Annotated in this window: 22 protein-coding genes; 17 read left to right on the top strand and 5 right to left on the bottom strand. The window is 62.1% G+C overall.

Features of this window, described 5'->3' with window-relative positions:
• Positions 1-8: 8 nt before the first annotated feature.
• Both ACFSQT_RS20485 and ACFSQT_RS20480 read right to left on the bottom strand, forming a co-directional pair.
• A complete protein-coding gene (locus ACFSQT_RS20485; protein ID WP_379021496.1) occupies positions 9-332 on the bottom strand; it encodes a hypothetical protein in 324 nt (107 codons plus the stop codon).
• Positions 329-835, bottom strand: a complete 507-nt coding sequence (locus ACFSQT_RS20480) for a hypothetical protein (RefSeq protein WP_379021494.1) — start codon at positions 833-835, stop codon at positions 329-331. The genes ACFSQT_RS20485 and ACFSQT_RS20480 overlap by 4 nt, the downstream gene beginning before the upstream one ends.
• A gap of 527 nt (positions 836-1362) precedes the next feature.
• On the opposite strand from ACFSQT_RS20480, the gene ACFSQT_RS20475 reads away from it, so the two are divergent.
• The 8 genes from ACFSQT_RS20475 (at position 1363) to ACFSQT_RS20440 (ending at position 10332) form a co-directional block, all read left to right on the top strand.
• Positions 1363-3036, top strand: coding sequence for an aromatic/alkene/methane monooxygenase hydroxylase/oxygenase subunit alpha (locus ACFSQT_RS20475; protein ID WP_379021492.1), 1674 nt, complete (start codon positions 1363-1365; stop codon positions 3034-3036).
• A 54-nt stretch (positions 3037-3090) separates the two neighbouring features.
• Positions 3091-4152 (top strand): NADH:ubiquinone reductase (Na(+)-transporting) subunit F, encoded by a 1062-nt coding sequence (locus tag ACFSQT_RS20470; RefSeq protein ID WP_379021490.1) that lies wholly within the window; start codon positions 3091-3093, stop codon positions 4150-4152.
• A 49-nt stretch (positions 4153-4201) separates the two neighbouring features.
• Positions 4202-5260 carry an aromatic/alkene monooxygenase hydroxylase subunit beta gene (locus tag ACFSQT_RS20465; RefSeq protein ID WP_379021488.1) on the top strand — a complete coding sequence of 353 codons (1059 nt, stop codon included), beginning with the start codon at positions 4202-4204 and terminating at the stop codon, positions 5258-5260.
• A gap of 18 nt (positions 5261-5278) precedes the next feature.
• Entirely contained in the window at positions 5279-5650 is a 372-nt protein-coding gene (locus ACFSQT_RS20460) for an MmoB/DmpM family protein (RefSeq protein WP_096455128.1), read from the top strand.
• Positions 5651-5722: 72 nt separating this feature from the next.
• On the top strand, positions 5723-6745 hold the full coding sequence (locus tag ACFSQT_RS20455; protein WP_379021485.1) for an amidohydrolase family protein: 1023 nt from the start codon (positions 5723-5725) through the stop codon (positions 6743-6745).
• A gap of 5 nt (positions 6746-6750) precedes the next feature.
• Positions 6751-7548: an iron-sulfur cluster assembly protein gene (locus ACFSQT_RS20450; RefSeq protein WP_379021483.1), complete on the top strand. Its 798-nt coding sequence runs from the start codon at positions 6751-6753 to the stop codon at positions 7546-7548.
• A gap of 77 nt (positions 7549-7625) precedes the next feature.
• Positions 7626-9257, top strand: a complete 1632-nt coding sequence (gene groEL, locus ACFSQT_RS20445; RefSeq protein ID WP_379021481.1) for a molecular chaperone GroEL — start codon at positions 7626-7628, stop codon at positions 9255-9257.
• A gap of 31 nt (positions 9258-9288) precedes the next feature.
• A complete protein-coding gene (locus ACFSQT_RS20440) occupies positions 9289-10332 on the top strand; it encodes an NAD(P)-dependent alcohol dehydrogenase (RefSeq protein ID WP_379021479.1) in 1044 nt (347 codons plus the stop codon).
• A gap of 157 nt (positions 10333-10489) precedes the next feature.
• Here the strand turns inward: ACFSQT_RS20440 and ACFSQT_RS20435 are convergent, their stop codons facing one another.
• From ACFSQT_RS20435 to ACFSQT_RS20425, 3 genes are all read right to left on the bottom strand, one after another.
• A complete protein-coding gene (locus ACFSQT_RS20435; protein WP_379021477.1) occupies positions 10490-12568 on the bottom strand; it encodes a sigma-54-dependent Fis family transcriptional regulator in 2079 nt (692 codons plus the stop codon).
• A gap of 88 nt (positions 12569-12656) precedes the next feature.
• A complete protein-coding gene (locus ACFSQT_RS20430; RefSeq protein WP_379021475.1) occupies positions 12657-13130 on the bottom strand; it encodes a hypothetical protein in 474 nt (157 codons plus the stop codon).
• Between the two features lie 337 nt (positions 13131-13467).
• Positions 13468-14061, bottom strand: coding sequence for a hypothetical protein (locus ACFSQT_RS20425; protein ID WP_379021473.1), 594 nt, complete (start codon positions 14059-14061; stop codon positions 13468-13470).
• On the opposite strand from ACFSQT_RS20425, the gene ACFSQT_RS20420 reads away from it, so the two are divergent.
• From ACFSQT_RS20420 to ACFSQT_RS20380, 9 genes are all read left to right on the top strand, one after another.
• Positions 14051-14278, top strand: coding sequence for a hypothetical protein (locus ACFSQT_RS20420; RefSeq protein ID WP_379021471.1), 228 nt, complete (start codon positions 14051-14053; stop codon positions 14276-14278). The genes ACFSQT_RS20425 and ACFSQT_RS20420 overlap by 11 nt on opposite strands.
• Before the next feature lie 435 nt (positions 14279-14713).
• Complete coding sequence (locus ACFSQT_RS20415; protein WP_379021469.1) at positions 14714-16249, top strand: FGGY-family carbohydrate kinase; 1536 nt, start codon at positions 14714-14716, stop codon at positions 16247-16249.
• A complete protein-coding gene (locus ACFSQT_RS20410) occupies positions 16246-17022 on the top strand; it encodes a DeoR/GlpR family DNA-binding transcription regulator (RefSeq protein ID WP_379021467.1) in 777 nt (258 codons plus the stop codon). The genes ACFSQT_RS20415 and ACFSQT_RS20410 overlap by 4 nt, the downstream gene beginning before the upstream one ends.
• A complete protein-coding gene (locus tag ACFSQT_RS20405) occupies positions 17019-18731 on the top strand; it encodes a glycerol-3-phosphate dehydrogenase/oxidase (protein ID WP_379021465.1) in 1713 nt (570 codons plus the stop codon). The genes ACFSQT_RS20410 and ACFSQT_RS20405 overlap by 4 nt, the downstream gene beginning before the upstream one ends.
• A 426-nt stretch (positions 18732-19157) precedes the next feature.
• A complete protein-coding gene (locus tag ACFSQT_RS20400; protein WP_379021463.1) occupies positions 19158-20180 on the top strand; it encodes a sugar-binding transcriptional regulator in 1023 nt (340 codons plus the stop codon).
• A 33-nt stretch (positions 20181-20213) separates the two neighbouring features.
• A complete protein-coding gene (locus ACFSQT_RS20395) occupies positions 20214-20870 on the top strand; it encodes a DUF2291 family protein (protein WP_379021461.1) in 657 nt (218 codons plus the stop codon).
• Positions 20867-22408, top strand: coding sequence for a sugar ABC transporter ATP-binding protein (locus ACFSQT_RS20390; RefSeq protein WP_379021459.1), 1542 nt, complete (start codon positions 20867-20869; stop codon positions 22406-22408). The genes ACFSQT_RS20395 and ACFSQT_RS20390 overlap by 4 nt, the downstream gene beginning before the upstream one ends.
• 26 nt (positions 22409-22434) lie before the next feature.
• Positions 22435-23568, top strand: a complete 1134-nt coding sequence (locus tag ACFSQT_RS20385) for an ABC transporter permease (protein ID WP_379021457.1) — start codon at positions 22435-22437, stop codon at positions 23566-23568.
• A 38-nt stretch (positions 23569-23606) separates the two neighbouring features.
• Positions 23607-24548: a D-ribose ABC transporter substrate-binding protein gene (locus ACFSQT_RS20380; protein WP_379021455.1), complete on the top strand. Its 942-nt coding sequence runs from the start codon at positions 23607-23609 to the stop codon at positions 24546-24548.
• Positions 24549-24566 lie beyond the last annotated feature (18 nt).

The following is a 24566-nucleotide window of genomic DNA, read 5'->3' as shown; positions in this document are numbered from 1 at the left end:
CTCTCCCATCAGTCCTCGTGCGCCGTTGCCGCGGGCCGGCGATCGACGTCCTCGACATCACCTTCGGCCGCGACGATGCGGTCCTCGCAGGCCGTGCAGGCCTGCATGATCGCCGCCGCGCTCCGCTCTGCCTCATGCAAGTCCTGCACCAGTTGCTCGCTGGCGCCGCTTCTGCCAATTTCCAGCTCCAGGCGCAGCACGTCCATGTCGATACCGGCGCGCTGCTGATTGAGCCGCAACGCCTCCGCGGTGAGCGCGGAAACGCTGGCGACAAGAGCGAGCCGGCGAGCAAGCAGCGCGTCACGTTTGGCGGTACCCGATCCTCCCGTCATGTTTCGCCCCCAGCCAAAGGTTCCTGCGGTTTTTCGAAAGTCGACAGCAATCCGGGCAATGTGCCGGCCTGCGAACGGAACTGTTTTTCGGCCGTCTCGATGTGGCTCTTGAGCTGATCCCAGATGTCGACGCGGATCATCGATGTCGTGTCGCCGGTCAGGCGCTCGATCTCGTCGACACGGAACTGGCGCGTCAGCGAAACGCCGGAGAACACGAAGTCGCGCAGCAGGATCGCGTGGCTCTCGATGAACAGATGGATCATTGGATGCGTTTGCGCGGTGACGCCGCCGGCGGCGAGTTCGGCCCGGATAAAGTCCTGGAAATGGCTCTGCAGGCGGTGCTGGCTCTCACCCATGAAGCGCATGACAAAGACCAGGTCGCGGGGCATCAGCCTGACAAGATCGCCAGCAACGCCATCGGCCTGGCAGGACATTGGCTCTGGTGGCCCCCGGCTGTCCCTATCGTTCGGCATCGTCTTGCTCCAGCGCCAGGGCCCATTCATGGGCTGTCGCCTTCAGATAGTAGAGAAAGACGAGGAATTGAATAGATGATATCTGTTTTCGTATTTGCTGCACTTGCTAACTAAATATATTGCATATGCGAATAGATGTTAAATATTACAAGCGTACGTTACATCTGTAAAACAACGTTACAGTTGGCCGTCCGCGCGCATGTCGAAAGAGTGGCGATTTTGTTTTGAATGCCGGCCATGGGGGGCAATTTCGAATTGGCACGGCGCTTGCGTTGTACATTTTCACAAGAAGCCCATCGCGCTTTGACGCGGTGCCAAAAGAACGAAGGAACGGAGGAAGCAGGCCGCTTCGATACGCCCATCGCATATGCGGTTGGCGCCGCGGATCCTGCCAGGCGCCTCGAGAACCTTTGCCGCGATCCACTTGAATGGCCGGACCATGAGTCGCGCCTGAATGCGCAACCCCTTTGTCGTGCCGTTCGCATTCTCACTTGCGGTGCTGTGCGCCGCTTCATGCCGGGGTCAAGGGACCTGCGGCTCAAACCTGGTGGAGGCTTATGACCATGACGTCTCTGACGCTCAACAAGATCACCTCGCAACGCGGAATTTCCGTCGGCGAGGCAACCAAGAAGATTGCCGATCTCGGCTGGAATCCTTCCTACGTCCAGGAAGCGATGACGTTTCCGACGGACTACAAGATCAACAAGACGCCGCGCGACCCGATGAAACAGGTCCTGCGGTCCTATTTCCCGATGCAGGAAGAGAAGGACAACCGCGTCTACGGCGCGCTCGACGCGGCATTGCGCGGCGACATGTTCCGCAATGTCGAGCCGCGCTGGGTCGAGTGGATGAAGCTCTTCTTGGCCATCATTCCCTTCCCGGAAATCTCGGCTGCCCGCTCGATGGCGATGGTCGCCCGCATCGCGCCCGGTGAGGAACTCAGAACCGGCTTCACCATGCAGATGATCGACGAGTTCCGTCACTCGACGATCCAGATGAATCTGAAGAAATGGTACATGGAGAACTACATCGATCCGGCCGGCTTCGACATCACCGAGGAAGCCTTCGGAAAGTGCTACGCCACCACCATCGGCCGGCAGTTCGCGGAAGGCTTCATCACCGGCGACACGATGACCGCCGCCTGCATGTACCTGACCGTGGTCGCCGAGACCGCCTTCACCAACACGCTGTTCGTCGCCATGCCTTCGGAAGCCGCCCGCAACGGCGACTATGCACTGCCGACCGTCTTCCTGTCGGTGCAGTCCGACGAGAGCCGCCACATCGGCAATGGCCACTCGCTGCTGATGGCGGCGCTCAAGGAGCCGGAAAACCATGTCTTGCTCGAGCGCGACCTGCGTTACGCCTTCTGGCAGAACCACGCGATCGTTGATGCCGCCATCGGCACCTTCATCGAATACGGCACCACCAACCGCGACAAGAACAAGGAGTCCTACGCGGAAATGTGGCACCGCTGGATCTATGAGGACTACTACCGCACCTACATGCTGCCGCTCGAAAAATACGGCATCAAGGTCCATCACGACGACGTCCAGGCAGCCTGGGAGCGCATCACCAAGAAGAACTATGTCCACAAGGTCGGACAGTTCTTCGCGGTCGGCTGGCCGGTCAATTTCTGGCGCATCGAGGCCCAGACCGACAAGGACTTCGAGTGGTTCGAGCACAAATATCCAGGTTGGTACGCCGAGTTCGGCGACTTCTGGAAATGGTACGCCAAGCTCAGCCACAAGGGCGAGAAGGTGCTGCTGTTCAACAGCGACGTCGGCTATGTCTATCCGCACCGCTGCTGGTCCTGCCTCGTTCCCTGCCTGATCCGCGAGGACATGGTGGTCGGCGAAATCGACGGTCAGCTTCACACCTTCGCCCATGAGCTCGACAAGTGGACCGCAACGGTCGCCTTCGCCGACGAGTATCAGGGCCGTCCGACGCCCGCGATGGGCCGCTTCAGCGGCAAGCGCGAGTGGGAGACGCTCTATGATGGCTGGGACCTGGCCGATGCGATCAAGGACCTGAACTTCGTCCGCTCCGACGGCCAGACCTTGGTTCCGCAGCCGCATATGCGCTTCGACGACAAGGAGATGTGGACGCTCGACGACGTGCGCGGCAACACGCTCGGATCGCCGCTCAACGCGTTGCGTGCCATGTCGCCCGCGGACCGTGAGAAGCACCTGGCGGAGTACGCCAAGGGCTTCACCATCAACCCCTGCAATTGATCAGGCCAAAGGGGGGCGGGTTCGTCCCGCCCCTACCTTTCACTGGAGGTCCGTATGTCGGAAACCCACACGGTCAGGCTCAGCCCGGTCGGCGTCGAATTCGACGTCGAGCATGGCGAAACGGTGCTCAACGCCGCGTTCCGCCAGGGCATTGCGCTGCCGCACGGCTGCAAGGAAGGGCAATGCTCGGCCTGCAAAAGCGTGTTGCTCGATGGCGAAGTCGACATGCTCAAATACTCGACCTTCGCGCTGAACGACATGGAGAAGGAGAGCGGGCACGTCCTGTTGTGCCGCTGCATCGCCTTCTCCGACCTGGAAGTCGAGCTTCTCAACTACGACGAGGAGATTTTGGCGAAAGCGATCGCCGTGAAGACGTACAAGGGCCGGATTGCTCGGATCGAGCACCTGACCCACGACATTCGCGGCATCGAGATCGAACTCGGCTCGCCGATGAAGTTCTGGGCGGGGCAATATGTCGACATCACGGTTACCACGCAAAAAGGGGAGACGATTACGCGCTCGTTCTCCATGGCAAATACGCCGGACCAAACCGAAAAACTCTCCTTCATCATCAAAAAATACCCTGAGGGAAAGTTCTCGGGAGAACTCGATTCCGGAGGCATCACCGCCGGAGCCGAAGTCACCGTCGTCGGACCCTACGGAACCTGCTTCCGCCGCGACGAACGGCAAGGACCCCTGATCCTGGTCGGGGCCGGCTCGGGCATGTCGCCGATCTGGTCGATCCTCAACGACCATCTGAAGAGCGGTGAGAAGCGTCCGGTCTATTTCTTCTACGGCGCCCGCACCCGCAACGACCTGTTCTATCTCGACAGGATCGCAGAGCTGGTCGGCAATCATTCCGACGTCACCTTCATTCCCGTGCTGTCGCACGCGAATGACGACGCCGAATGGCAAGGCCAACGTGGCTTCGTGCACCAGAGTGTCGACACCATGCTCAAGCAACTGGCGGTCGACGGGCAGGGCGACGTCCATGCCTGTGGCCCGCCACCGATGATCGATGCGCTTCAGCCGGTTCTGTTCATGAATGGGTTCGAGACGGAGCGGATCTTCTTCGACAAGTTCACCACATCGGCAGGGGCAACGCCGGCCCATTGAGGGGCGGTCACGCAACTGCAACCACAACTGCAACAAGGGAGTGAAGACTATGCCAGCTATTTCGAGTTCAGTCGGATCCGGAGCCGCCGGCGCGGCGATCTTCGCCGACTCCGACAGCCGGAAGTACCGGTATTTCGACCCGAAGGGCCAGCGCGCCACGCACTACGAAGACATGACGGTCGATGTGCAGCCTGACCCGGAGCGGTACCTGATCCAGGACTGGATCATCTCCTTCGCCGACGGCAAGGGCGCTTATGTCAAGCAGAACACCGCCGCACAGAGCTCCAACTGGCATGCCTTCCGCGCCCCCGATCAGGAGTGGGAACGCACGCACTACCAACGCCAGTCGAAAATCGAGACGATGGTGCAGAGCGTCATCAACAATGCCCGCAAGTCGGGGGCGCCGAAGACCTTCGACAAGGCCTGGGTCAAGATCCTGCAGACGCAGCTCGGCGCCTGGAAGCACGCCGAATTCGGGCTCGGCACCTCGCTGATGCAGGCGCAGCGTTACGGCTACACCCAGATGATCAACAACGCGACGCTGACCAACTCGTCCTACAAGCTGCGGCTTGCCCAGGACATCACGCTCTACCTTGCCGAGATCGGCATGGATCTTCCCGGGTGGGACGATGAGCTCGGCAAGAAGGCCTGGCTCGAGGACAAGAACTGGCAAGGCACCCGCGAAGCGGTTGAAACCATCATGGGCGCGACCGATTATCTCGAGCAGTATTTTGCCATCAACATCGTCTTTGAACCGCTGGTCGGCGAAGTGTTCCGCTCCGGCTTCCTGATGCAGATCGCCGCCGCCAACCACGACTTCATCACACCGGCGGTGATTTCGGCGGCCGAGGCCGACTACGAGCGCAACCTCGCCAACACGATCGACCTCATGCACCTGCTCGCCAATGACGAGAAGCATGGCGCTGCGAACAGGAAGCTCTTCCAGGGCTGGGTCAAGAAGCACGGCGCGCTCGCCGACAAGGCAGCCACCGGCCTGCAGCCGGTCTGGTCGATGCCGCATTCCAAGCCGGTCGCGTTCGCCGACGTCCGCGCCAAATCCGAGGAGCGGATTGGCCAGATCCTCGGCGAACTCGGCCTCAAGCGCTGAAACAGGGAGAAAATCGTCATGTCACTAGCAGCACGCGACGCAACGCATTCCAACATCTTCAAGGCGATGAAGGACATCACCTTCGAACAGACGATCTCGCATCAGTGCGGCGTCACCATGAACGACTCGGTCGAGGCTCGCGCCATCGCCGAATTTATGGGCCAGAAGCCGGGGGTGACCATCACCTACCAGCCGGCGCTGATCCGCATCGATGGCGACGGCAAGCTTATCTTCAAGATGGACGCGATCGGCGAATATCTCGGCCGCGAGATTTCGGCCGAGACCTTCGAGGTCAACACCTCCACCCACTACGGCCGCATGGTTCGCGTCGACGACAACACCGTGATCCTGTTCGGCAACATGGACGAGATGTTCGAATACATCGAATAGCCGCCAAGAAAACTGGCGCGCCGCCGGGTGCGGCGCGCCGAACCGATCAACGCGATTGCTGCGGAGGCAACAATGTACAGAACACCGGAAGGCAAGGACATTTTCGTGGTCGACGGCCACACCCATTTCTGGGACGGCAGCCCGGAAAATCAGAAGAATATCCACGGCAAGCAGTTCATCGAATGCTTCTATGCCTATCACACGGGCTTGAGCCCGAAGGAGCAGCTGTGGGAGAAGAGCAAGTTCGAGAAATACAGCGCCGACGATCTCTATCGCGACCTGTTCATAGACGGTCCCGATGATGTGGCGATCGTCCAGTCGACCTATCTCAAGGACTTCTACAAGAACGGCTTCAACACGATCGAGCGCAACGCCGAGGTGGCCAAGCGCTATCCCGAGCGGTTCATCGTCAACGGCGCCTTCGATCCGCGCGACGGCGAGAAGGCGCTGGAATACATCCACTTCCTTAAGGAGACCTACAACGTCAAGGGCGTGAAGATGTACACGGCCGAATGGAACGGCGCCTCCAAGGGCTGGAAGCTGACCGATCCCGATGCCTACAAATGCTTCGAACTCTGCGACAAGCTCGGCATCAGGAACATCCACGTCCACAAGGGCCCGACGATCATCCCGCTCTCGAAGGACGCCTTCGACGTCCATGATGTCGACCACGCGGCGACGGATTTCCAGAACCTCAACTGGATTGTCGAGCATTGCGGCCTGCCGCGCCTCGACGATTTCTGCTGGATCGCGACGCAGGAAACCAATGTCTATGGCGGCTTGGCGGTGGCGTTGCCCTTCATCCATGCGCGCCCGCGCTATTTCGGCGAGGTCATCGCCGAGCTGCTGTTCTGGCTCGGGCCGGAGAAGATCCTGTTCGGTTCCGACTACGCGATCTGGACGCCGCGCTGGCTGGTCGAGAAATTCTGGGCCTATCAGATCCCGCAGGACATCGCCGCCGAACGGGGCGTGCAACTGACCGACGAGATCAAGGAGAAGATCCTCGGCCTCAACGCCGCGCGTCTCTACAACATCGACATCGAAGCCAAGAAGAAGGCGCTCGCCAGCGCGCCCTTCAGCATCGCGGCGGAGTAGCAGCCATGACTACCGCCAGCGTTAACGGCCGCCGCGAGAGGGAACTCTGGCGGCGCCTTGGTGAGGTCAACGACCCGGAACTCGACGAACCCATCACCGAGATGGGCTTCGTCGAGCGGGCGCAGGTGACGGGCGATGGCAGCGTGGAGATAGACTTCCGCCTGCCGACCTACTGGTGCTCGCCCAACTTCGCGTTCCTGATGCTGGATGGCGTCCGCAAGGCGCTCGACCAGCTCTCCTGGGCGCCGGCCTATCGCGTCAAGCTGCACGACCACATGTTCGCGGAAGAGGTCAATCGCGGCATGGAGGCCGGCAAGACATTCGGCGACATCTTTGCCGTACTCGCTGAGGATCAGGATCTCGGCGGCTTGCGTGAAACCTTTGCGATGAAGGCCTTCAAGCGGCGCCAGGAGGCGCTTCTGCGCGGCCTGCGGCAGCACGGCCTGACCGATCGGGAAATCCTCGGCATGGACCTGCCGGCATACGACGTCGCCCGGTTCGAGCCGGGCGAGGCGGACAAACAGAAGCCGAGATACAGGGAAGCCCTGCTCGAGCGATTTCCCGACCACCGGGCGGACGAGCCTGTGTTCGTGACATGGGAAGGGCAGAAAATCGCGCCCAGCGCGCTCAGTGCCCATCTCGCCGAGCTGCGCGGCGTGCGCATCAACATGGAGTTCAACGGCGCGCTGTGCCGTGGGCTCAAGCAGACCAGGTACAAGGAACTGGATGTGGTCGACGGCGAACCGACGCTGGTCGATTTCATTCTGGATCGCGTACCGGCACGCGCCGCGCCGACTGCCTGAAGCAGAGCTGACAGCAACGGCCTCCCTCGCACGAGGCCCCCAACCAACAACCCGCCCGTAAGGCGGAAGGAGGAATCATGCCCAAGATAATGCTTCACAATTCGCAGGCCCGCCGTGCTCTTGCCCGCGGCGTCTTCCGGCTCGCCGCCGCCGTCGAGCCGACACTCGGCCCCAAAGGCATGAACGCCATGATCGACCGGCCAATCGGCACACCGATGGTGACCCGCGACGGTGTCAGCATCGCCTCCGAGATCGAGCTGCACGACCGTTTCGAAAACATGGGCGCGCAAGTCGTCCGCGAAGTGTCGATGCAGACCAACGAGATCGCCGGCGACGGTACCACGACGGCCATCGTGCTCGCCAACGCGCTCATCCAGGGTGGTGTCGAGGCGAATGAGCGCGGGGTGAAATCCGTCGATCTGTGCAAGGGCATCGACCTTGCCGTGGCGGCGGTGGTGGCGGCGCTCAAGGCTTCCGCCAGGCCCGCCAAGGGCAACGGCATCCTGGCGTCGGTCGCCAACATCGCGGCGACCAACGCCAAGCTTGGTGCGCTGGTGGCGGAAGCCCATCAGCGGGTGGGCGCCGAAGGTGTCATCACCACCGACTTCAGCGTCACCACCGAGACCACGCTCGATGTCGTCGAGGGCATGTCCTTCGAACGCGGCTATCTCTCGCATCACATGGTGACCGACCAGGAGAAGATGGAGGCCGTGCTCGAACGGCCCTACATCCTGATGACCGACCTCAAGATCAAGGAGCCCGGGCAACTCGATGCGGTTCGCCGCATCGCCGACGAGGCTGGCCGGCCGCTGCTGATCGTGTCCGAGGAAATGTCGCCGGAAGTGGTGGTGACGCTGCTCGGCAAGCAGGGACCGGGACGGTACCTCGTCGTCCATCCTCCGGAATATGGCCACTGGCGCAAGGCGATGATGGAGGATCTGGCCATCATCACCGGCGGCAAGGTGATCGCGCGCGATCTCGGCGGCCGGCTCGAGGATGTCACCGCCGAGGATCTCGGCACGGCCGACCGGGTGAAGACCAGTTCGTCCTACACCTCGATCATCCGCGGCGGCGGCGATCATGCGACAATCGCCTCGCGCCGCGCCCAGGTGCAGCGGCAGTATGAAGCCTCGCCGCCGAACATCGACCAGGACAAGCTGCGCGAACGCCTGGCCAAGCTCTCCGGCGGCACCGCGATCCTCTATGCCGGCGGTGTCACGCCGGTCGAGCAGAAGCGGACAATCCAGCTGATCGAGGATTCCTTGAATGCGGTGCGCGCCGCATCCGAAGAGGGCGTCGTCGCCGGCGGCGGCTCGGCTCTCGCCCAGATCGCGCCGCTGCTCGACAAGGTGGCGGCCGGCGTCGACGGCGATGTCGCCGAGGGCGTGCGCCTGGTGCGCTCGGTGCTGTCGCGGCCGCTATGGCGGATCGCGGCAAATGCCGGCGCTGATCCCGAGGCGGTGGTGGTCGAGGTCACCCGCATCAATGGCGGCTACGGCTACAACGCGTCGACGGGCGCGTACCAGAACATGTTCGAGGCAGGGATCATCGACCCGGTCCGCGTCACCTACACGGCGCTCGCCAACGCCGCCTCCGTGGCGACGCTGATCCTGACCACCGAAACGCTGATTGGCGATCTCGCCGAGGATGAGGATCCGACGGCCGGACCGGCGCGTGGCGGCGGCTCGGAAAAGCTCGGCCGCGCCTGAAGCACTCCAGATACGTTGAAAGGACACAGCCATGAAAGCTGCCAGACTCTACGAATACGATCCGAAGATGAACGTCCAGCTCAGGATCGAGGAGGTTAAGGCGCCGACGATCACTGCGCCCGATGAGGTGATCGTGCGGGTCGGTGCCGCCGGTCTCTGCCGCACCGACCTGCACATCATCGAAGGCGTGTGGAAGCCGACCATGGATCCAGAAGGCACGCTCCTGCCTTACATCATGGGCCACGAAAATGCCGGCTGGGTCGAGGAGGTTGGCAGCGGTGTCAGATCGGTCAAGCGCGGCGACGCGGTGATCTGCCATCCCTTCCGCTCGTGCGGCATCTGCCTCAACTGCCGCCATGGCGAGGACATGTATTGCGACAACGGCCAATTCCCCGGCCTTGGCATGAATGGGGGTTTCGCCGAGTACTTCATCACCAGCGAGCGTTCGCTGATCAAGCTGAATGCCAACATCACGCCGATAGAGGTGGCGCCGCTGGCCGATGCCGGCATCACCGCTTACCGCGCCGCCAAGCGCGCCGCCAAATTGCTGCGGCCGGGAAGTTACTGCGTGCTGCTCGGCATAGGCGGGCTCGGCCATATCGCGCTGCAATCGCTGCACGCGATCTCGGGCTGCCGGATCATCGCCGTCGACCGCGAACCGGCGGCACGGGTGCTGGCCAAGGATCTGGGTGCCGACTTCGTGCTCGATGGAGGCCCAAACGTCGTCGAGGAGGTCAGCCAGATCACCGGCGGCGGCGCGCATGTGGTGATCGACTTCGTCGGTGAACTCGGCGTCGAGAACATCTGCTGGAAGATGGTGCGCAAGGGCGGGCAACTGTTCGTCGTCGGCTATGGCGGCAACATCAACGTACCGACCGCGCATCTCGTCATCGAGGAGATCAACATCAGCGGCAGCCTGGTCGGCAATTTCACCGAGCTTGTCGAACTGATGGAGCTCAACGCCGACGGCAAGGTGAAGATGCACTACACCGAGTACAATCTCGCCAGCATCAACACCGCGCTCGACGATTTCAAGAACCGGCGGTTCACCGGCCGCGGCGTCATCGTGCCCTGAACGCAATCTCGGTCGACGAATTTCCCCAACCCCGCGGCGCGAATGCCGCGGGTTTTTTGTGCCGATGGACGGATCCAAATCAAGGTGTGCTGAGATACAGGTCAGGCCGAGTCGAAAACCAGCGTCTGCAGGCCCGCATCACCTGAATATCAACACCTTAGAGGAAGCCGCGCCGGATCCCGTATTGCCCGAGCTTGCGATAGAGCGTCGGCCGCGAAATGCCCAGCCTCAGCGCGACCTTGCTGAGATTGCCGCTCTCCGCGGCAAGCGCGTTCTTGATCGCCTGGCGTTCCGCATCCTCGAAGGAGCATACCGGCGCTTCGAGCATGGTCGTGGGATGGTCGCTATGCATGGCCATGCTGTTGCGATTGCCCGCGCTGATTTCCTCGGGAAGGTCTTGCAGTCCGATCGTGCCGCCGCGCGCCAATATATGCAGGCGCTCGACCAGGTTCTTCAGTTCGCGCACGTTTCCCGGCCAGCGATAGGCCAGCACCGCATCAAGCGCGTCGTTCGAAAACGCCAGCGGGTCATTGCCTGTCTGCGTCGCAATCCGCCGGTTGAAATGCTCAAGCAGCAGCAGCACGTCGTCGCCGCGATCGCGCAGGGCCGGGACATGAATCGAGACCGCGCCGATGCGGTAGTAGAGGTCGCTGCGGAAACGTCCGGCCGCGACTTCCTGCTTGAGGTCGCGATTGGTCGAGGCGACCAGTCGCACGTCCACCGGCCGACCCCTGGAGTCACCGATGCGGTGGACCAGGCGCTCTTCCAGGACACGCAACAGGAAGGGCTGGATTTCGAGCGGCAATTCGCCGATTTCGTCAAGGCTGAGCACGCCGCCATTGGCGAGTTCGAAGATGCCCGGCTTGCCGTCACGCGAAGCTCCGGTAAAGGCGCCGGCGACGTGGCCGAACAATTCGCTGCCGAACAACTCCTTGGTGATCGCGCCGCAGTTGACGGCGATGAACGGGTCGTTTTCGGTGCGCCGGCTGCCGGCATGGACAAGCCGTGCAAACAGCTCTTTTCCGACACCGGTTTCGCCTTCTATCAGCAACGAGGTGACACCGTTCGACCCGGCCACCCGGGTGGCGACATCGACGGCGGCCAGTAATTTTTCGCTTTCGCCGACGATCATCGCCGCGGCTGTCTGCAGGTGTTTGTTCACCTGCCTGCCTGTCACCGTCGTGCTGGAGACGGCGGGTACCGAAGGAAACACCAGCGCCGCGCCACGAAGATCGCCATCGAGCTTCAGCGGCGTGACATGGCAGGATCGCAGATGCGCCGGCAGCGCGTTGGCGAGATCGGTGTCGGAGCCGGAGGCCGGCAGGTTCATGAGCCAACGACCGCGGCCCGGTTCCATCGGGCCGTCCGTCATCTCCGTCGTGTCGCCATTGGGCACGTTGTTGCAGAAGATCGCGCGGCCACGATGATCGACGATCACCAAGCCGTCCTTCCGGCGGTAGCTCGGTGCCGAGGAAATGAAGGCTTCGAGCAGGCGCGTGCGCTGCTCCTGCTGCTGTTCGGCGAGCGCCTTTTCGATCTGCCTGGCGGTGGCGGCGACGAGCGCCGTGTTGTGCGGCCGGAAGATCGGCGAATAGCCTGACAGGTCGACAACGCCGATGATCTTGCCATCCAAGGGGTCGCGGATCGGCGCGCCGGCACAGGTCCAGGATTTGATGCCGGCACAGAAATGTTCGGCCGCGTGGACGAAAATCGGTTCGCCGGTCCACAGTGCAGTGCCGATGCCGTTGGTTCCGACGGCGTCCTCGTTCCATTTGCCGCCGATGCCCAGATGAATGTCCATGCCGTCATGCAAGGTCTTCTTGTCGCCGATGGCATCGATCAGCACGCCATCGCTGTCGGCGAGCACCAGCATCGCTCCCGTCCCTTCCAGCAACTGGCCAAGCGACGCAAACGATCGCCGCGCCGCCGAAAGCAGCTCGGCATTGGCGCGGGTCAGGTATTCGATCTCGTCACGATCGCTGCTCAGCGGTGCTTCTATGCCCTGGGCATTGATGCCGCCGGTGGCGCTGCGATACCAGGAATCGTGGATCAGGGAGCGGACGTGGACCGGATCGCGTGCGCTTGTCGGCTCGTCGGAAAGAAAACTCTCCCAGGCACGCATGGTGGCGCGCTCGTCATAGTCGATCTTGTCTAGAACCAACTGTCCGGTGGCCATCGACGCACGCGTCGGAAGAGTACCGGTCTTCATCGAATTGGGGCCGCTCGCGTGTCTCATTCAGTCATCACAGTACCTTTTGAGGTATGCCATTTCTGTATGCTGTCACGGATTGGACGCGCACCTAGCGACGCCCGAATGCCGGTCGTCAATCGATGCCGAGCTTCGCACCGATGTCGGTAGCAAGCTGCTCTTCGGTATAGGTCGCGGTCAGCCGGGATCCGTCCAGCTCGGCAAGCGCCCCGGCGATGACTTCGTCGACGGGCGAGAAAAAGCCGTTCTGCTTCGTTGCCAGGACGAAGATCTGTTCCCCATTCCGGTTGCGGACATCGCCGATATGATGAAGCTGGCGGCCGGTGTTCTGATCCTTGGAGATCACACGGCCGTTCACGGTGACGCGGATGGACGGGCTCGCCTCAGTCGCGGTTGCCGCGCTGCCGCCGACATGGATGATCAGGCCTTCCGCCTTGGGTTGCTGGCGTGGCTGCCTGGAGGCCGAGTAGCCGCCGCCGCTGATCTGGTCGGCAAGGCGGACGATGGTCGAGCGGTTCTGCTCGATCAGCTGTTTGACCTGAACATCCTCGCGCCGCGGGCCATCCCGCTTGGAGATGATCTCTACCATGAATCCTCCCAGATTCGCCCGACCGAGCCTAGAGTTGGGCCCAGTTCTTCTTTCGTAGCCGACCCTACACCGTCGCTGTGTGGTTCGCCACTCACATCAGGTAGCACGAAGATTTGTTCCGATGGTAGCAACTGGCTGCTACACTGGGTTCCGGCGGATGCTTCCGCGTGGAGACGCCAGACGATTTGCGGCTCAGCTGCAAACTCATTGCATGGATTTGACAGCCGGCGGCCATCTCGGACAGCGCGGCAAGCCTGTCGCAACGTTGCGTCGCTTTGTGACTGCCGTTCCGTCCAGCCGTATCTCTCGCCACGGGAGAAATGTCGGAGAGATGCTTCTAGCGTCCAATCGATCTGAAACGCATCAGTGCTCGCTTCACGCCGGCTCTGATTTTCGCATCATCCAGCGATGGAAGAAATCTCTTCGCCAATCGAAAATACCACTTCCGCCTGATTATGGAAAAACCGTGAGGGTTTTCCACGAGGTAGAATGGAGCGGTTCGTTTGATCGATTCACGCGATACGGAGTGCGATTTCGACTTTGAGTATTCACCCATCCGGGATTCGACAAGATTGTCAAACTGCCCCAAAAAAGCTGCCGACGAATACTCCTGGTTGCAGGCAATCTCTGCATAGCAACATGATATCATTTCGGCGCATTTCACGTCATCGCGAATGAAGTCGGCTACGGCCCCCAGGTTGGAATGATCTTTCTTCAAGGGCACATAGTGCCGCCACGGGGTAAGTATTCCAGAATAACTTCCCTCGTACATGACCAGCAAAGTACGCAGAGCCGCTGCCTCGAACACCCGTGGCGAGATAACCGATATTGTGACGACACCGTCTTGCTCGGCGAAGAAGCGTTTTCGCATTTCATGAAACCAGGCATCGTGATCACCTGGTTTGCGAATGTCGAGCAGCTTGATCAGCAAGATTTCTGCGGACCTCAGCATCGATGAGCGAAGCGGTGCGGGTTTCTATACCGTGCATGTCGTCCTGCCGCGCACCGAACTCACCAGGCTGAAAGGGCTGACCCTGGCACCTGGAATGCCGGTCGAAGTGTTCTTTTCGACCAGCAGCCGTACAATGCTATCCTACCTCGTAAAGCCCCTGGCTGATCAGATCCAGCGGGCCTTCAGGGAGGAGTGAAAGACGTGCGAATCGGCGGCTCGTAAAGCCGTACGGGCGACACATCCTGGAGACGCGGCCATCTGGTCTTGTTTGAATCCGGTCGGGGCAGCAACGTTCATGCGTTCAGACTGTCGGGCGAATTGAGCTCATCCACGGCGTTCGCCGATGGAATGAACGATTCGGATGGGATATTTTGGTTGCAGAAAAATTCAACCAAATCAGAGAGTTTGAAAATTTTTAGCTTTGACTAGGGCTTGATTTTAACGATGTGCGTAGCGTTGTCTCACATATTGACGTTAAATTAACATCGAGATATGGTTCGTTCGATCCGCAAGGTACCCGCCGCTTTGTATCGCCGTTGCCCGTTGATTGTCGCTATATCTGTCGCCCTTGCCCCAGCCTGCAGGATTGTCGTGCAGTGCGCATCGCCAGTTGCCGAAAGAGGCGGTGATCATGCCCAGTTTGCTCGGAATCGATAACGGTCTCACGGTCACCAAGGCGGTGATCTTCGACGCCGATGGCACGCAGTTGGCGGTGGCGCGTCGGCGGGTGCCGCAGTCGATGCCCCATGCGCGCTGGGTGGAGCGCGACATGGCAGGCCTCTGGCAAGCGACCGCCGATGCGATCAAGGAGGCGATCGCGCTCTGTGGCCGGACGGCTGACGATATCAAGGCAGTGGCGGCGACCGCGCATGGCGACGGTCTCTATCTGCTCGACAAGGATCGTCGGCCGCTAGGACCCGGGATCCTGTCGCTCGACAGCCGCGCCGGCGAGATCATCGAAAGATGGTCGGCGGATATGGTCTTCGACGAAGCGCTTGCGCGCACCGGCCAGGCGCCGCATGTCTCGGCGCCTTCGGCGCTGCTGGCATGGCTCAAGCAGAACGATCCGGATCGCTATGGTCGCATCGGCCACGTGCTGGCCTGCAAGGACTGGCTTCGCTTTTGCCTGACCGGCACGATCGGTACCGACCGGACGGAGGCCAGCACGTCGTTCACGGATTTCCGCACGCAGGCCTACGCGCCGGAAGCGATGCAGGTCTTCGGATTGGGCGACCTTTTCGACGCCCTGCCGCTGGCGGCGCATTCGGCCGACATCGTCGGTCACGTCGCTGCCGATGCCGCCGAAATGACCGGCCTTCGCCAGGGAACACCCGTCGCCTGCGGCCTGCATGACGTGACCGCCTCGGCGCTTGGCATGGGTGGCCATGAGGAGGGCGTGCTCAGCATCGTCGCCGGCACCTATTCCATCAACGAAGTCGTCTCTTCGCAGCCGCGCGTCGATCAGCGTTGGTTCTGTCGCAACGCCATCGACGCGGGCCGCTGGAACAACATGGCGATCTCGCCGGCCTCGACCGCAAACTACGACTGGTTTCTCGACACGTTCTGCCGTTCGGAACAGGACAGGACAAACGCGGATGGCGGCTCCATCCACGAACTGCTGGCAGCAGAGATCGACGCCGCGCTGAAGAAGCCCTCGACCATCCTGTTTCATCCCTATCTGTTCGGCTCTCCTCATGGCGACGTTGCCAGCGGCAGTTTTGTCGGCCTGCATGGCTGGCACAATCGCGGCGACATGCTGAAGGCGGTTCTGGAAGGCATTGTCTTCAATCACCGCACCCATGTCGAAGCCTTGCGCGAGGGCTTCGCCGTCCGCGAGATCCGCCTGACCGGCGGCGGTTCGCGCAATCCGGCCTTCGTCCAGATGTTTGCCGATGTGCTGAACGCCCCGGTCACCGTCACTTCGACCGACGAGGCCGCCGCCTTGGGTGCCGCCCTTTGCGCCGGCGCCGCGGTCGGCATCTTCGCGACGCCGCAACAGGGCGCCAGGCAGGTTGGCATGACGGCGCGCAAGTATCAGCCCGTGCCTGCCTCCAGTGCCGTGTTCAGCGAGCGGTTTTCCCTCTATTGCCGCATCGCCGAGCAGCTGAAGTCGCTATGGCCGGAGATCGAAAGGCTGGCACGGCCAGACACCAGGGGGACCGCATGATCAAGGCCGACGAACGACGCGAAGAGATCGCCGACTATGTGATCAAACTCGGCCAGGTGCGCATCGACGATCTGGTCGAGCATTTCGGCGTATCGCGCATGACCATTCACCGGCACATCGACCGGCTGGCGCAGCAGGGCGTGCTGCGCAAGCTGCACGGTGCGGTGACCGTTCAGCCTTCCGGTCTCTACGAAAGCGCCTTTCGCTACCGGGTGACGGTCAACAGAGCCGAGAAGGATACGCTGGCGCGGGCGGCACTGGACTATGTCGAAGCCGGACAGGTGGTCATGCTGGACGATTCATCGACGGCAAACGCCGTTGCCACGCTGCTGCTCGACGTCAAGCCGCTGACCGTCATCACCAACTCCGTGGCGACGGCTTCGCTGCTGACCAATGTCGACGACATCGACTTCATCTGCCTCGGCGGCAAGTACCACGGCACCTACAATGCCTATATCGGCATCGTTTGCGAGAACGCAGTGGCGCAGCTGCGCGCCAATGTCTTGATCTGTTCGGCTTCAGCCATCACTGGAACCACGGCCTTCATCCAGGATCCGAATGTCGTGCGGGTCAAGCAGGCGATGATGGCCGCATCGGTGAAACGCATCCTCTTGGTCGACCACGCGAAGTTCGACCGGATCGCACTGCATGTTTTCGACGATCTGACCAGTTTCGATGCCGTGCTGACGACCGAGGGCCTGGGCGATGCACAGGCGCAAAGCCTCGAACGGGCCGGCGTGAAGCTGCGCATCGTCAAGACGACGGCACAATGAGCCCAGCCGACGCAGCAGGCGCGGAAAATCCCGCCGGACGTTTGGCCGCCATGGCCGGGACCGGCGAGGTCGACGTCGTCATTCTTGGCGCCGGCATCAACGGAGCGGGGTTGTTTCGCGACCTGTGCGCGCAAGGCGTCAGCTGCCTGATCGTCGACAAGGCGGATTTCGGCTCGGGCACCAGCGCCGCGCCGTCGCGGCTCATCCATGGCGGCCTGAAATACCTCGAAACTGGCGAGTTCGGGCTGGTGGCGCAGTCGACGCTCGAACGCAACCTGCTTTTGCAAAACGCGCCGCACTATGTCAGCCCGCTGCCGACCGTCATCCCGATCTTTTCCTGGAGCAAGGGCATGCTGGCGGCGCTGCGGACGCTGTTCGGCTCGACCAGCGCACCGCGCAGCCGCGGCGCCATCCTGATCAAGATCGGCCTGATGATCTACGACTTCTACGGCTCGCGAAACCAGGTCATGCCGCGCCATCGCATGGTCGGGCGGCGGCAGGCGCTCAGTGAGATGCCGGCGCTCAACCCTTCGATCGTCGCCACCGGCACCTATTACGATGCCAAGATAAGCCACCCTGAAAGGCTGGTGCTCGAGTTGATCCTCGATGGGTTGCAATCCAATGCGGCCTCGGCCTCCACGAACTACACGGCGCTGGTGACTTCAGCCAATGGCGTGCTGACCTTTCAGCCGGAAAACGGCGTCGCATTCTCGGTGCGGCCGAAACTGGTGGTCAATGCCGCCGGTCCTTGGATCGACGATGTCAACGCCTTGCTTGGCGCGCCGTCGAAGATGATCGGCGGCACCAAGGGCTCGCACATCCTGCTGAAGCATGACGAACTGGTAAAAAGCCTGGCCGGGCGCATGCTCTATTTCGAAGCCGATGATGGCCGCATCTGCCTTGTCTACGACTATCTCGGCCTGGCGCTGGTCGGCTCGACCGACATCAAGGCCGACAACCCGGATGCGGTCCGCTGCGAACCGGATGAAGTCGAGTATCTGCTCGAGAGTGTGCGGACACTGTTGCCGGGCATGACGTTCGAACGCGCCCGGATCGTCTATGCCTATAGCGGCATCAGGCCGTTGCCGGCGTCGGATGCATCGCTGCCCGGGCTGATCAGCCGCGACCATTCGGCCCCGGTCGCCGAGTCGGACCGGGACAGGCCTTTCGCGGTCATTTCGCTGGTCGGCGGCAAGTGGACGACATTTCGCGGCTTCGCCGAGGAAGTCGCCAACGCGACACTCGACCGTCTGCGGCGCAGCCGCAAGGTAACGACACAATCCATGCCGATCGGCGGGGGCAAGGATTTCCCAGCCAATGCGGCGGCGCGTACGGACTGGCTGGCGCGGGCGCGGCAGGAAACAGGCATCGAGGAACGACGTCTCGACCAATTGCTGTCGCGCTACGGGACCAGGGCCTTGGAGATTGCCAGGCATGGGCTGGATGGCGAGGGCCATCTGCCGGATACCGACGGCTACAGCAGATCGGAGATCGACTACATCGTCCGCAACGAGTTCGTCGAACATCTGGCTGATGTCATCATGCGACGCAGCACCCTGGCGATAGGCGGTTCCCTGACGAGCCGCGACCTGCAGGAGATTGCCGTGATCACCGGGCGCGCGCTGGGCTGGAGCGCCAAGCGCATTGCACGGGAAGTCGAAGCCGCTGTCGTCGAGCTCGAAGGCAGGAACCTGATGCGGCTGGACTGATCGCGCCACCGACAGTGCCGATACCCTTTCTTGGGGCAATCCGATCGGTTTGCCCATGGCTGCGTCGCATACGCAGACGTACCACCTCACAGCCGGATTGGGATTTTTATCCCGTTAGATATATCAAATCAAAAACAGATACTTAGTGGAAAATTCGGCGGCGTTGACCGTTGCAATCCCATTATCGGTGGCATTAGATAACACTGATTGACGTTAATTTAACATCACTCTATGATCAACTAATATGCCGACCTCCTAATAGCCGATGTTGATTGCCGGTGCGCCGGCAGGGCGGCGTATCGGAGGGCGAAGGCCTGTGAATTCCCGTCGAGGCTTCGGGCCAATCCTCGGAGGGTTGACAGCAATGCAAAGGTATGAAAATTTTTGCACACAAAGATAATAATATCATCTCGGGGAGGAGATGGCTTGAAATCCGGCGGAACCGCTAACCGCGACCACGAGTCCAGCCTCGCCACGCGCGCGGCCTGGCTTCACTATGCCGGGGGTCTCACGCAGGCCCAGGTGGCCAAGCGGCTTGGCTTGACCAGCCTCAAGGCGCACCGGCTCATCACCAAGGCCAACCAGGAGGGTCTGGTCAGGGTCTTTATCGACGGCGACGTCGCCGAGTGTGTAGAGTTGGAGCAGCGCCTGACCGCTGCATACGGGCTCGACTATTGCGAAGTGGTTCCGGATCTGGATCAGGAAGACCTGCCGCTCAGGGGACTGGGTATTGCCGGCGCGCAGTTTCTGAAGCGCGAGATCGATCGTGGCGAAGACATGCTGATCGGCGTCGGCCATGGCCGCACCCTTGCGGCAAGCGTCGAATATCTGACGCGCACCGCCGCCGCCCATATCCGGTTCGTCTCGCTGCTTGGCGGCGTGACGCGCAAATTTGCCGCAAACCCGCACGACGTCATGCATCGCTTGGCCGAGCGGACCGGCGCGCAGGCTTATGTGATGCCGGTGCCTTTTGTCGCCAACACCGCCGAGGACCGAGAGGTGCTGCTTGGCCAGCGCGGCATCAGCGATGTCTTCGAACTCGCAAGCCGGTCCGACCTGATGTTCGTCGGCATTGGTACCGCCGAGCGGGAAGCCTCGCTGGTCGCTACCGGCATGATCGAACACTCCGAAATCGATGAGGTCAAACGCGATGGCGGCGTCGGCGAGCTGCTCGCCCACTTCTTTGACGACAACGGGCGCCCGGTGGAAACGGCACTGTCGGAAAGAATCCTGGCGCTCCCGCGGGACCAATTGAAAGGCCGCAGGATCGTCGCCGTCGCCGGCGGCAAGGTGAAAGTGCGGGCGATCAAAGCGGTGCTCGAAAGCCGTTACCTGAGCGGCCTGATCACCGATGAACGCACCGCGCGTGCCCTTGTCGAACAGAGCCAATCCAATGGAGCGTCAGGCGCGGCGAAGCGCCATGTGAACGGAGGATCGTCAAATGCGTGACAACGGCAAGTCGGCTTTGCTGGCGGTTGCCTCATGAGCGCCAGGGCCACCACCACATCGACGCGGCAGACCTCGCCCGGCCTGCGCCGGGCCATCGCTGGCGCAGCGGTCCTGGTTCTGCTCGGCGCCATGGCGCTCGACACCAAGGTCGTCAGGATCGGATCCGCGGGCGACGTTCGCAGCGCCGTCTTCTCCGCGGCCGACTATGGCAAGTCGGAATTTCCCAAGGTGCAGGCCGATGTCGAGGCCCGCGCCGCCGACGCGGTGACGGTGGCGACGGCGATCGCCAAGGACAGGGCAACGGCCGAGAAGGAATACGGCGTGCCCGCGGGCGTCGGACCAGTCATTTCGGTCAAGTTCAGCGGCGTCGTCGGCGAGGGAAAATCGGGCATCTACAAGGTCGCCGTCGAGGGCGTGCCGGACACGTTGCAGGTCCGCGTGCAGACGGGGCCGGCGATCAACGGCACCGAGCTGCGCGATGCCACCGGCAAGATCACATTCGGTCAGTTCACCAATCAGATCGAATACCAGGACGCCGGCTCGGCGCTGAACAACGAGATGAAGAAGGAAGTTCTGGCAAAGGTCGATACGAGCGCCCTGGCCGGCAAGGCCATATCGGTGGTCGGTGCGTTCAAGCTGGTCAATCCGAAGAGCTGGCTGGTCACTCCGGTGAGGCTGGAGCTGCAATGAAACCGGCTGCCGACACCGCGCCCGTGACTGGCGACGCCGTGCTTTCGGCGCGCAACATCGTCATGTCGTATGGCGGCGTTCATGCGCTCAAGGGCGTCAATTTCGACATCCATCGCGGCAAGGTCACCACGCTTTTTGGAGAGAATGGCGCCGGCAAGTCGACGCTGATGAAGATCCTGTCCGGCGTGGTCACGCCGACATCCGGCGACATCGTGCTCGACGGCAATCTCGTCAGTTTTTCCTCGTCCTCGGACGCGCGCGATCGCGGCATCTCGATCATCCACCAGGAACTCAGCCTGGCGCCGAATCTCAGCGTTCGCGACAACATCTTCATGGGCCGCGAACTGCGCACCAGGACCGGCCTCGACTTCGCCGAAGAATCGCGCCAGGCGCGCGCGCTGATGGCCGATCTCGAAGAGGACATCGACCCGATGACCCTGGTCGAGGATTTGCGCCTCGGCCAGCAGCAGATCGTCGAGATCGCGCGGGCGCTGTCGGTCGACTCGCGTATCCTCATCATGGACGAACCGACCTCGGCGCTCAGCGCAACCGAGGTGGAGGTACTGTTCAGGGTGATCCGCGACCTGACCAGCCGCGGCGTTTCCATCGTCTACATTTCGCATCATCTCGAAGAGGCGCTGCAGATCACCGACTACGCCGTTGTCCTGCGCGACGGCGCGATAACGGCAACGGCCGAAGCCAAGGACATCGATCTCGAGTGGATCGTCCGCAACATGGTGGGCGAGAACTTCGACCTCGGCTCGCCGCCGACCGGTCATCAGTTCGGCGAGGTTGCCCTGTCGATCGAGGATGTCAGCGTCATAGACGCCTCGGGCTCAGGGTATTCCGTCGTCGATCGCCTGTCGTTGGACGTCAGGGCGGGCGAGATCGTCTGCATCTACGGGCTGATGGGCGCCGGGCGTACGGAATTGCTCGAAGCTGTGGCCGGACGAGTGCCGATGGCGGGCGGCCGCGCGCTCCTGGAAGGCGAGGACGTCTCGAGACTGAGCATTGCCCAGCGCATCGCCAAAGGTCTTGTGCTCGTCCCCGAGGACCGCCAGCGCGACGGCTTGGTGCAGACGATGACCGTCGGCCGCAATCTTTCGCTTGCCAGCATCGAGGCGTTTGCAAAAGGGCTGTTTCTGTCGCGCTCCAGGGAGCGAGAGTTGGTCGAAGACTCGATCCGAAAGGTGACCGTCAAGACCTCGGGTGGCAACGCCATGATCGGATCGCTGTCCGGCGGCAATCAGCAGAAGGTCGTCATCGGCAAGATGCTGACGACCAACCCAAAAGTCATCCTTCTCGACGAGCCGAGCCGCGGCATCGATGTCGGCGCCAAGGCCGAGGTCTTCCGCCTGCTCAGCGAACGCGCTGCGCAGGGTCTGGCGGTCGTCTTCTCGACCTCGGAGGTCAACGAGTGCCTCAGCATCGCACACCGGATCGTCGTCATGCGCCGGGGCAGGATTTCAGCCGAGTTCGGCGCCAACGCCACCAAAGAGCAGATCATGGCCGCCTCAGGCGAAGCCGTGGTCGCCTGATCACCAGGAATTTCGGAGCCCCGATAATGACCGACGTCAGCCACGCCAGAAAACAGTCCAGTCCAATCGCGCACGGCGAAGGCTTCGATCTCGCCAAGCTGCTGCTCGAGGGCCGGGCTTTTTTTGCCCTGATCGTCATCATCGTCGTCTTTTCGATCCTGTCGCCCTACTACCTCTCGGTGGCGAATTTCCTGACCATGGCCTCGCATGTCGCCATCTTCGGGATTCTCGCGGTCGGCATGCTGCTCGTCATCCTCAATGGCGGCATCGACCTGTCGGTGGGGTCGACCCTGGGCTTGGCCGGCGTGGTCGCCGGATTCCTCATGCAAGGCGTGACGCTGACCTGGCTGGGCGTCGTTCTCTACCCGCCGGTCTGGGTGGTCGCGGTGATTGCATGCATGCTGGGCGCCGGTGTCGGGTTGATCAACGGCGTGCTCATCGCGCGCTTCAAGGTCCCGGCCTTCGTCGCCACGCTTGGCGTCATGTACATGGCGCGCGGTCTGGCGCTGCTGATGACCAGCGGTCTGACCTACAACAACCTCGGCGGCAAACCGGAGCTCGGAAACACCGGCTTCGACGCGCTCGGCTTCAACCGCCTGTTCGGCGTGCCGACCGGCGTGGTGGTTCTGGCGGTCATCGCGCTGATCGGCAGCATCGTCTTGAACCGCACCGCTTTCGGGCGCTGGCTTTATGCATCAGGCGGCAATGAGCGTGCGGCCGAACTGTCCGGCGTTCCGGTCAAGACGGTGCAGGTTTCCGTCTATGTGCTGTCAGGCATCTGTGCCGCCATCGCCGGCCTGATCCTGTCGTCGCAGCTGACGTCGGCGGGGCCGACCGCAGGCACCACCTACGAATTGACGGCCATCGCGGCCGTCGTCATCGGCGGCGCGGCGCTGACCGGTGGGCGCGGCAACATCCGCGGAACCCTGCTCGGCGCCTTCGTGATCGGCTTCCTCTCCGACGGTCTGGTGATCATCGGCATCTCGTCCTACTGGCAGACAGTGTTCACCGGCGCGGTCATCGTGCTCGCCGTGCTTCTCAATGCCGTTCAGTATCGCCGCCGTAGCAAGCTCCCAGCTTCGACGGGCGGCCAACCGACTTCTCAGCAACGGGGGAAGGCCGAGCCGGCCAATCCTGCCCAAGGGAAGTCTGCCAGGTAACTGGCAGCAACACCGCGTAAATCACTGGAGGAATGTACATGAAAATCATGCTGAAAAGTCTGCTTGCCGCCGCGATGGTGGTCGGGTTCACGGCCGCCGCGTCGGCCGCGGGCCTGATCTCGATCATCGTCAACGATCCGGCCAACCCCTACTGGCTGACCGAGGGCAACGTCGCCAAGGCCGAGGCCGAGAAGCTCGGCTATACGGCCAACGTCGCCGCCCACAAGGGCGACACCAACACGGAAAGCAACCTGATCGACACCGCCATCACCAACAAGTCGGTGGCGATCATCCTCGACCCGGCCAACGCCGACGGCTCTGTCGGCGCGGTGAAGAAGGCGATTGCCGCCAACATCCCGGTCTTCCTCGTCAATGCCGAGATCAACCAGGAAGGTCTCGCCAAGGGACAGCTCGTTTCCAACAATGCCCAGGGTGCCGCCCTGGGCGCCCAGCAGTGGGTGCAGGCAGTCGGTGAAAAAGGCAAATATGTCGAACTGCTCGGCGCCCCGTCGGACAACAACGCCGCCACGCGCTCGAACGGTTACGCGACCGTGCTCAGCCAGTATCCGGACCTCGAAAAGGCCGCCTCGCAAGTCGCCGACTGGGATCGTACCAAGGGCCACGACAAGATGCAGAGCATGCTGCAGGCCAACCCCGACATCATCGCCGTGATCAGCGGCAATGATGAAATGGCGCTCGGCGCGGTTGCGGCGCTGAAGGAAGCCGGCAAGCTTGCCGGCATCAAGGTCGGCGGCTTCGACGGCTCTCCGGACGCGGTCGCGGCGATCAAGTCCGGCGAATTGCAGTACACCGTGCTGCAGCCGGTGGCGATCTTCTCGGCCAAGGCCGTGCAGCAGGCGGACTCGTTCATCAAGTCGGGCGCCACCGGCGCGGCGACCGAGAAGCAGCTGTTCGACTGCCTTCTCATCACCAAGGACAATGTCGACAAGTACACCGCACCCTTCGTGCTGTCGGAATGAAACCTGCACAGGGGGTGT

Origin of the sequence: Mesorhizobium calcicola (genome assembly GCF_042682105.1) — a bacterium.
GTDB lineage: Bacteria > Pseudomonadota > Alphaproteobacteria > Rhizobiales > Rhizobiaceae > Mesorhizobium > Mesorhizobium calcicola.
Note: the sequence above shows the minus strand (reverse complement) of the source record. Positions and strands in the feature narration are given on the sequence as shown.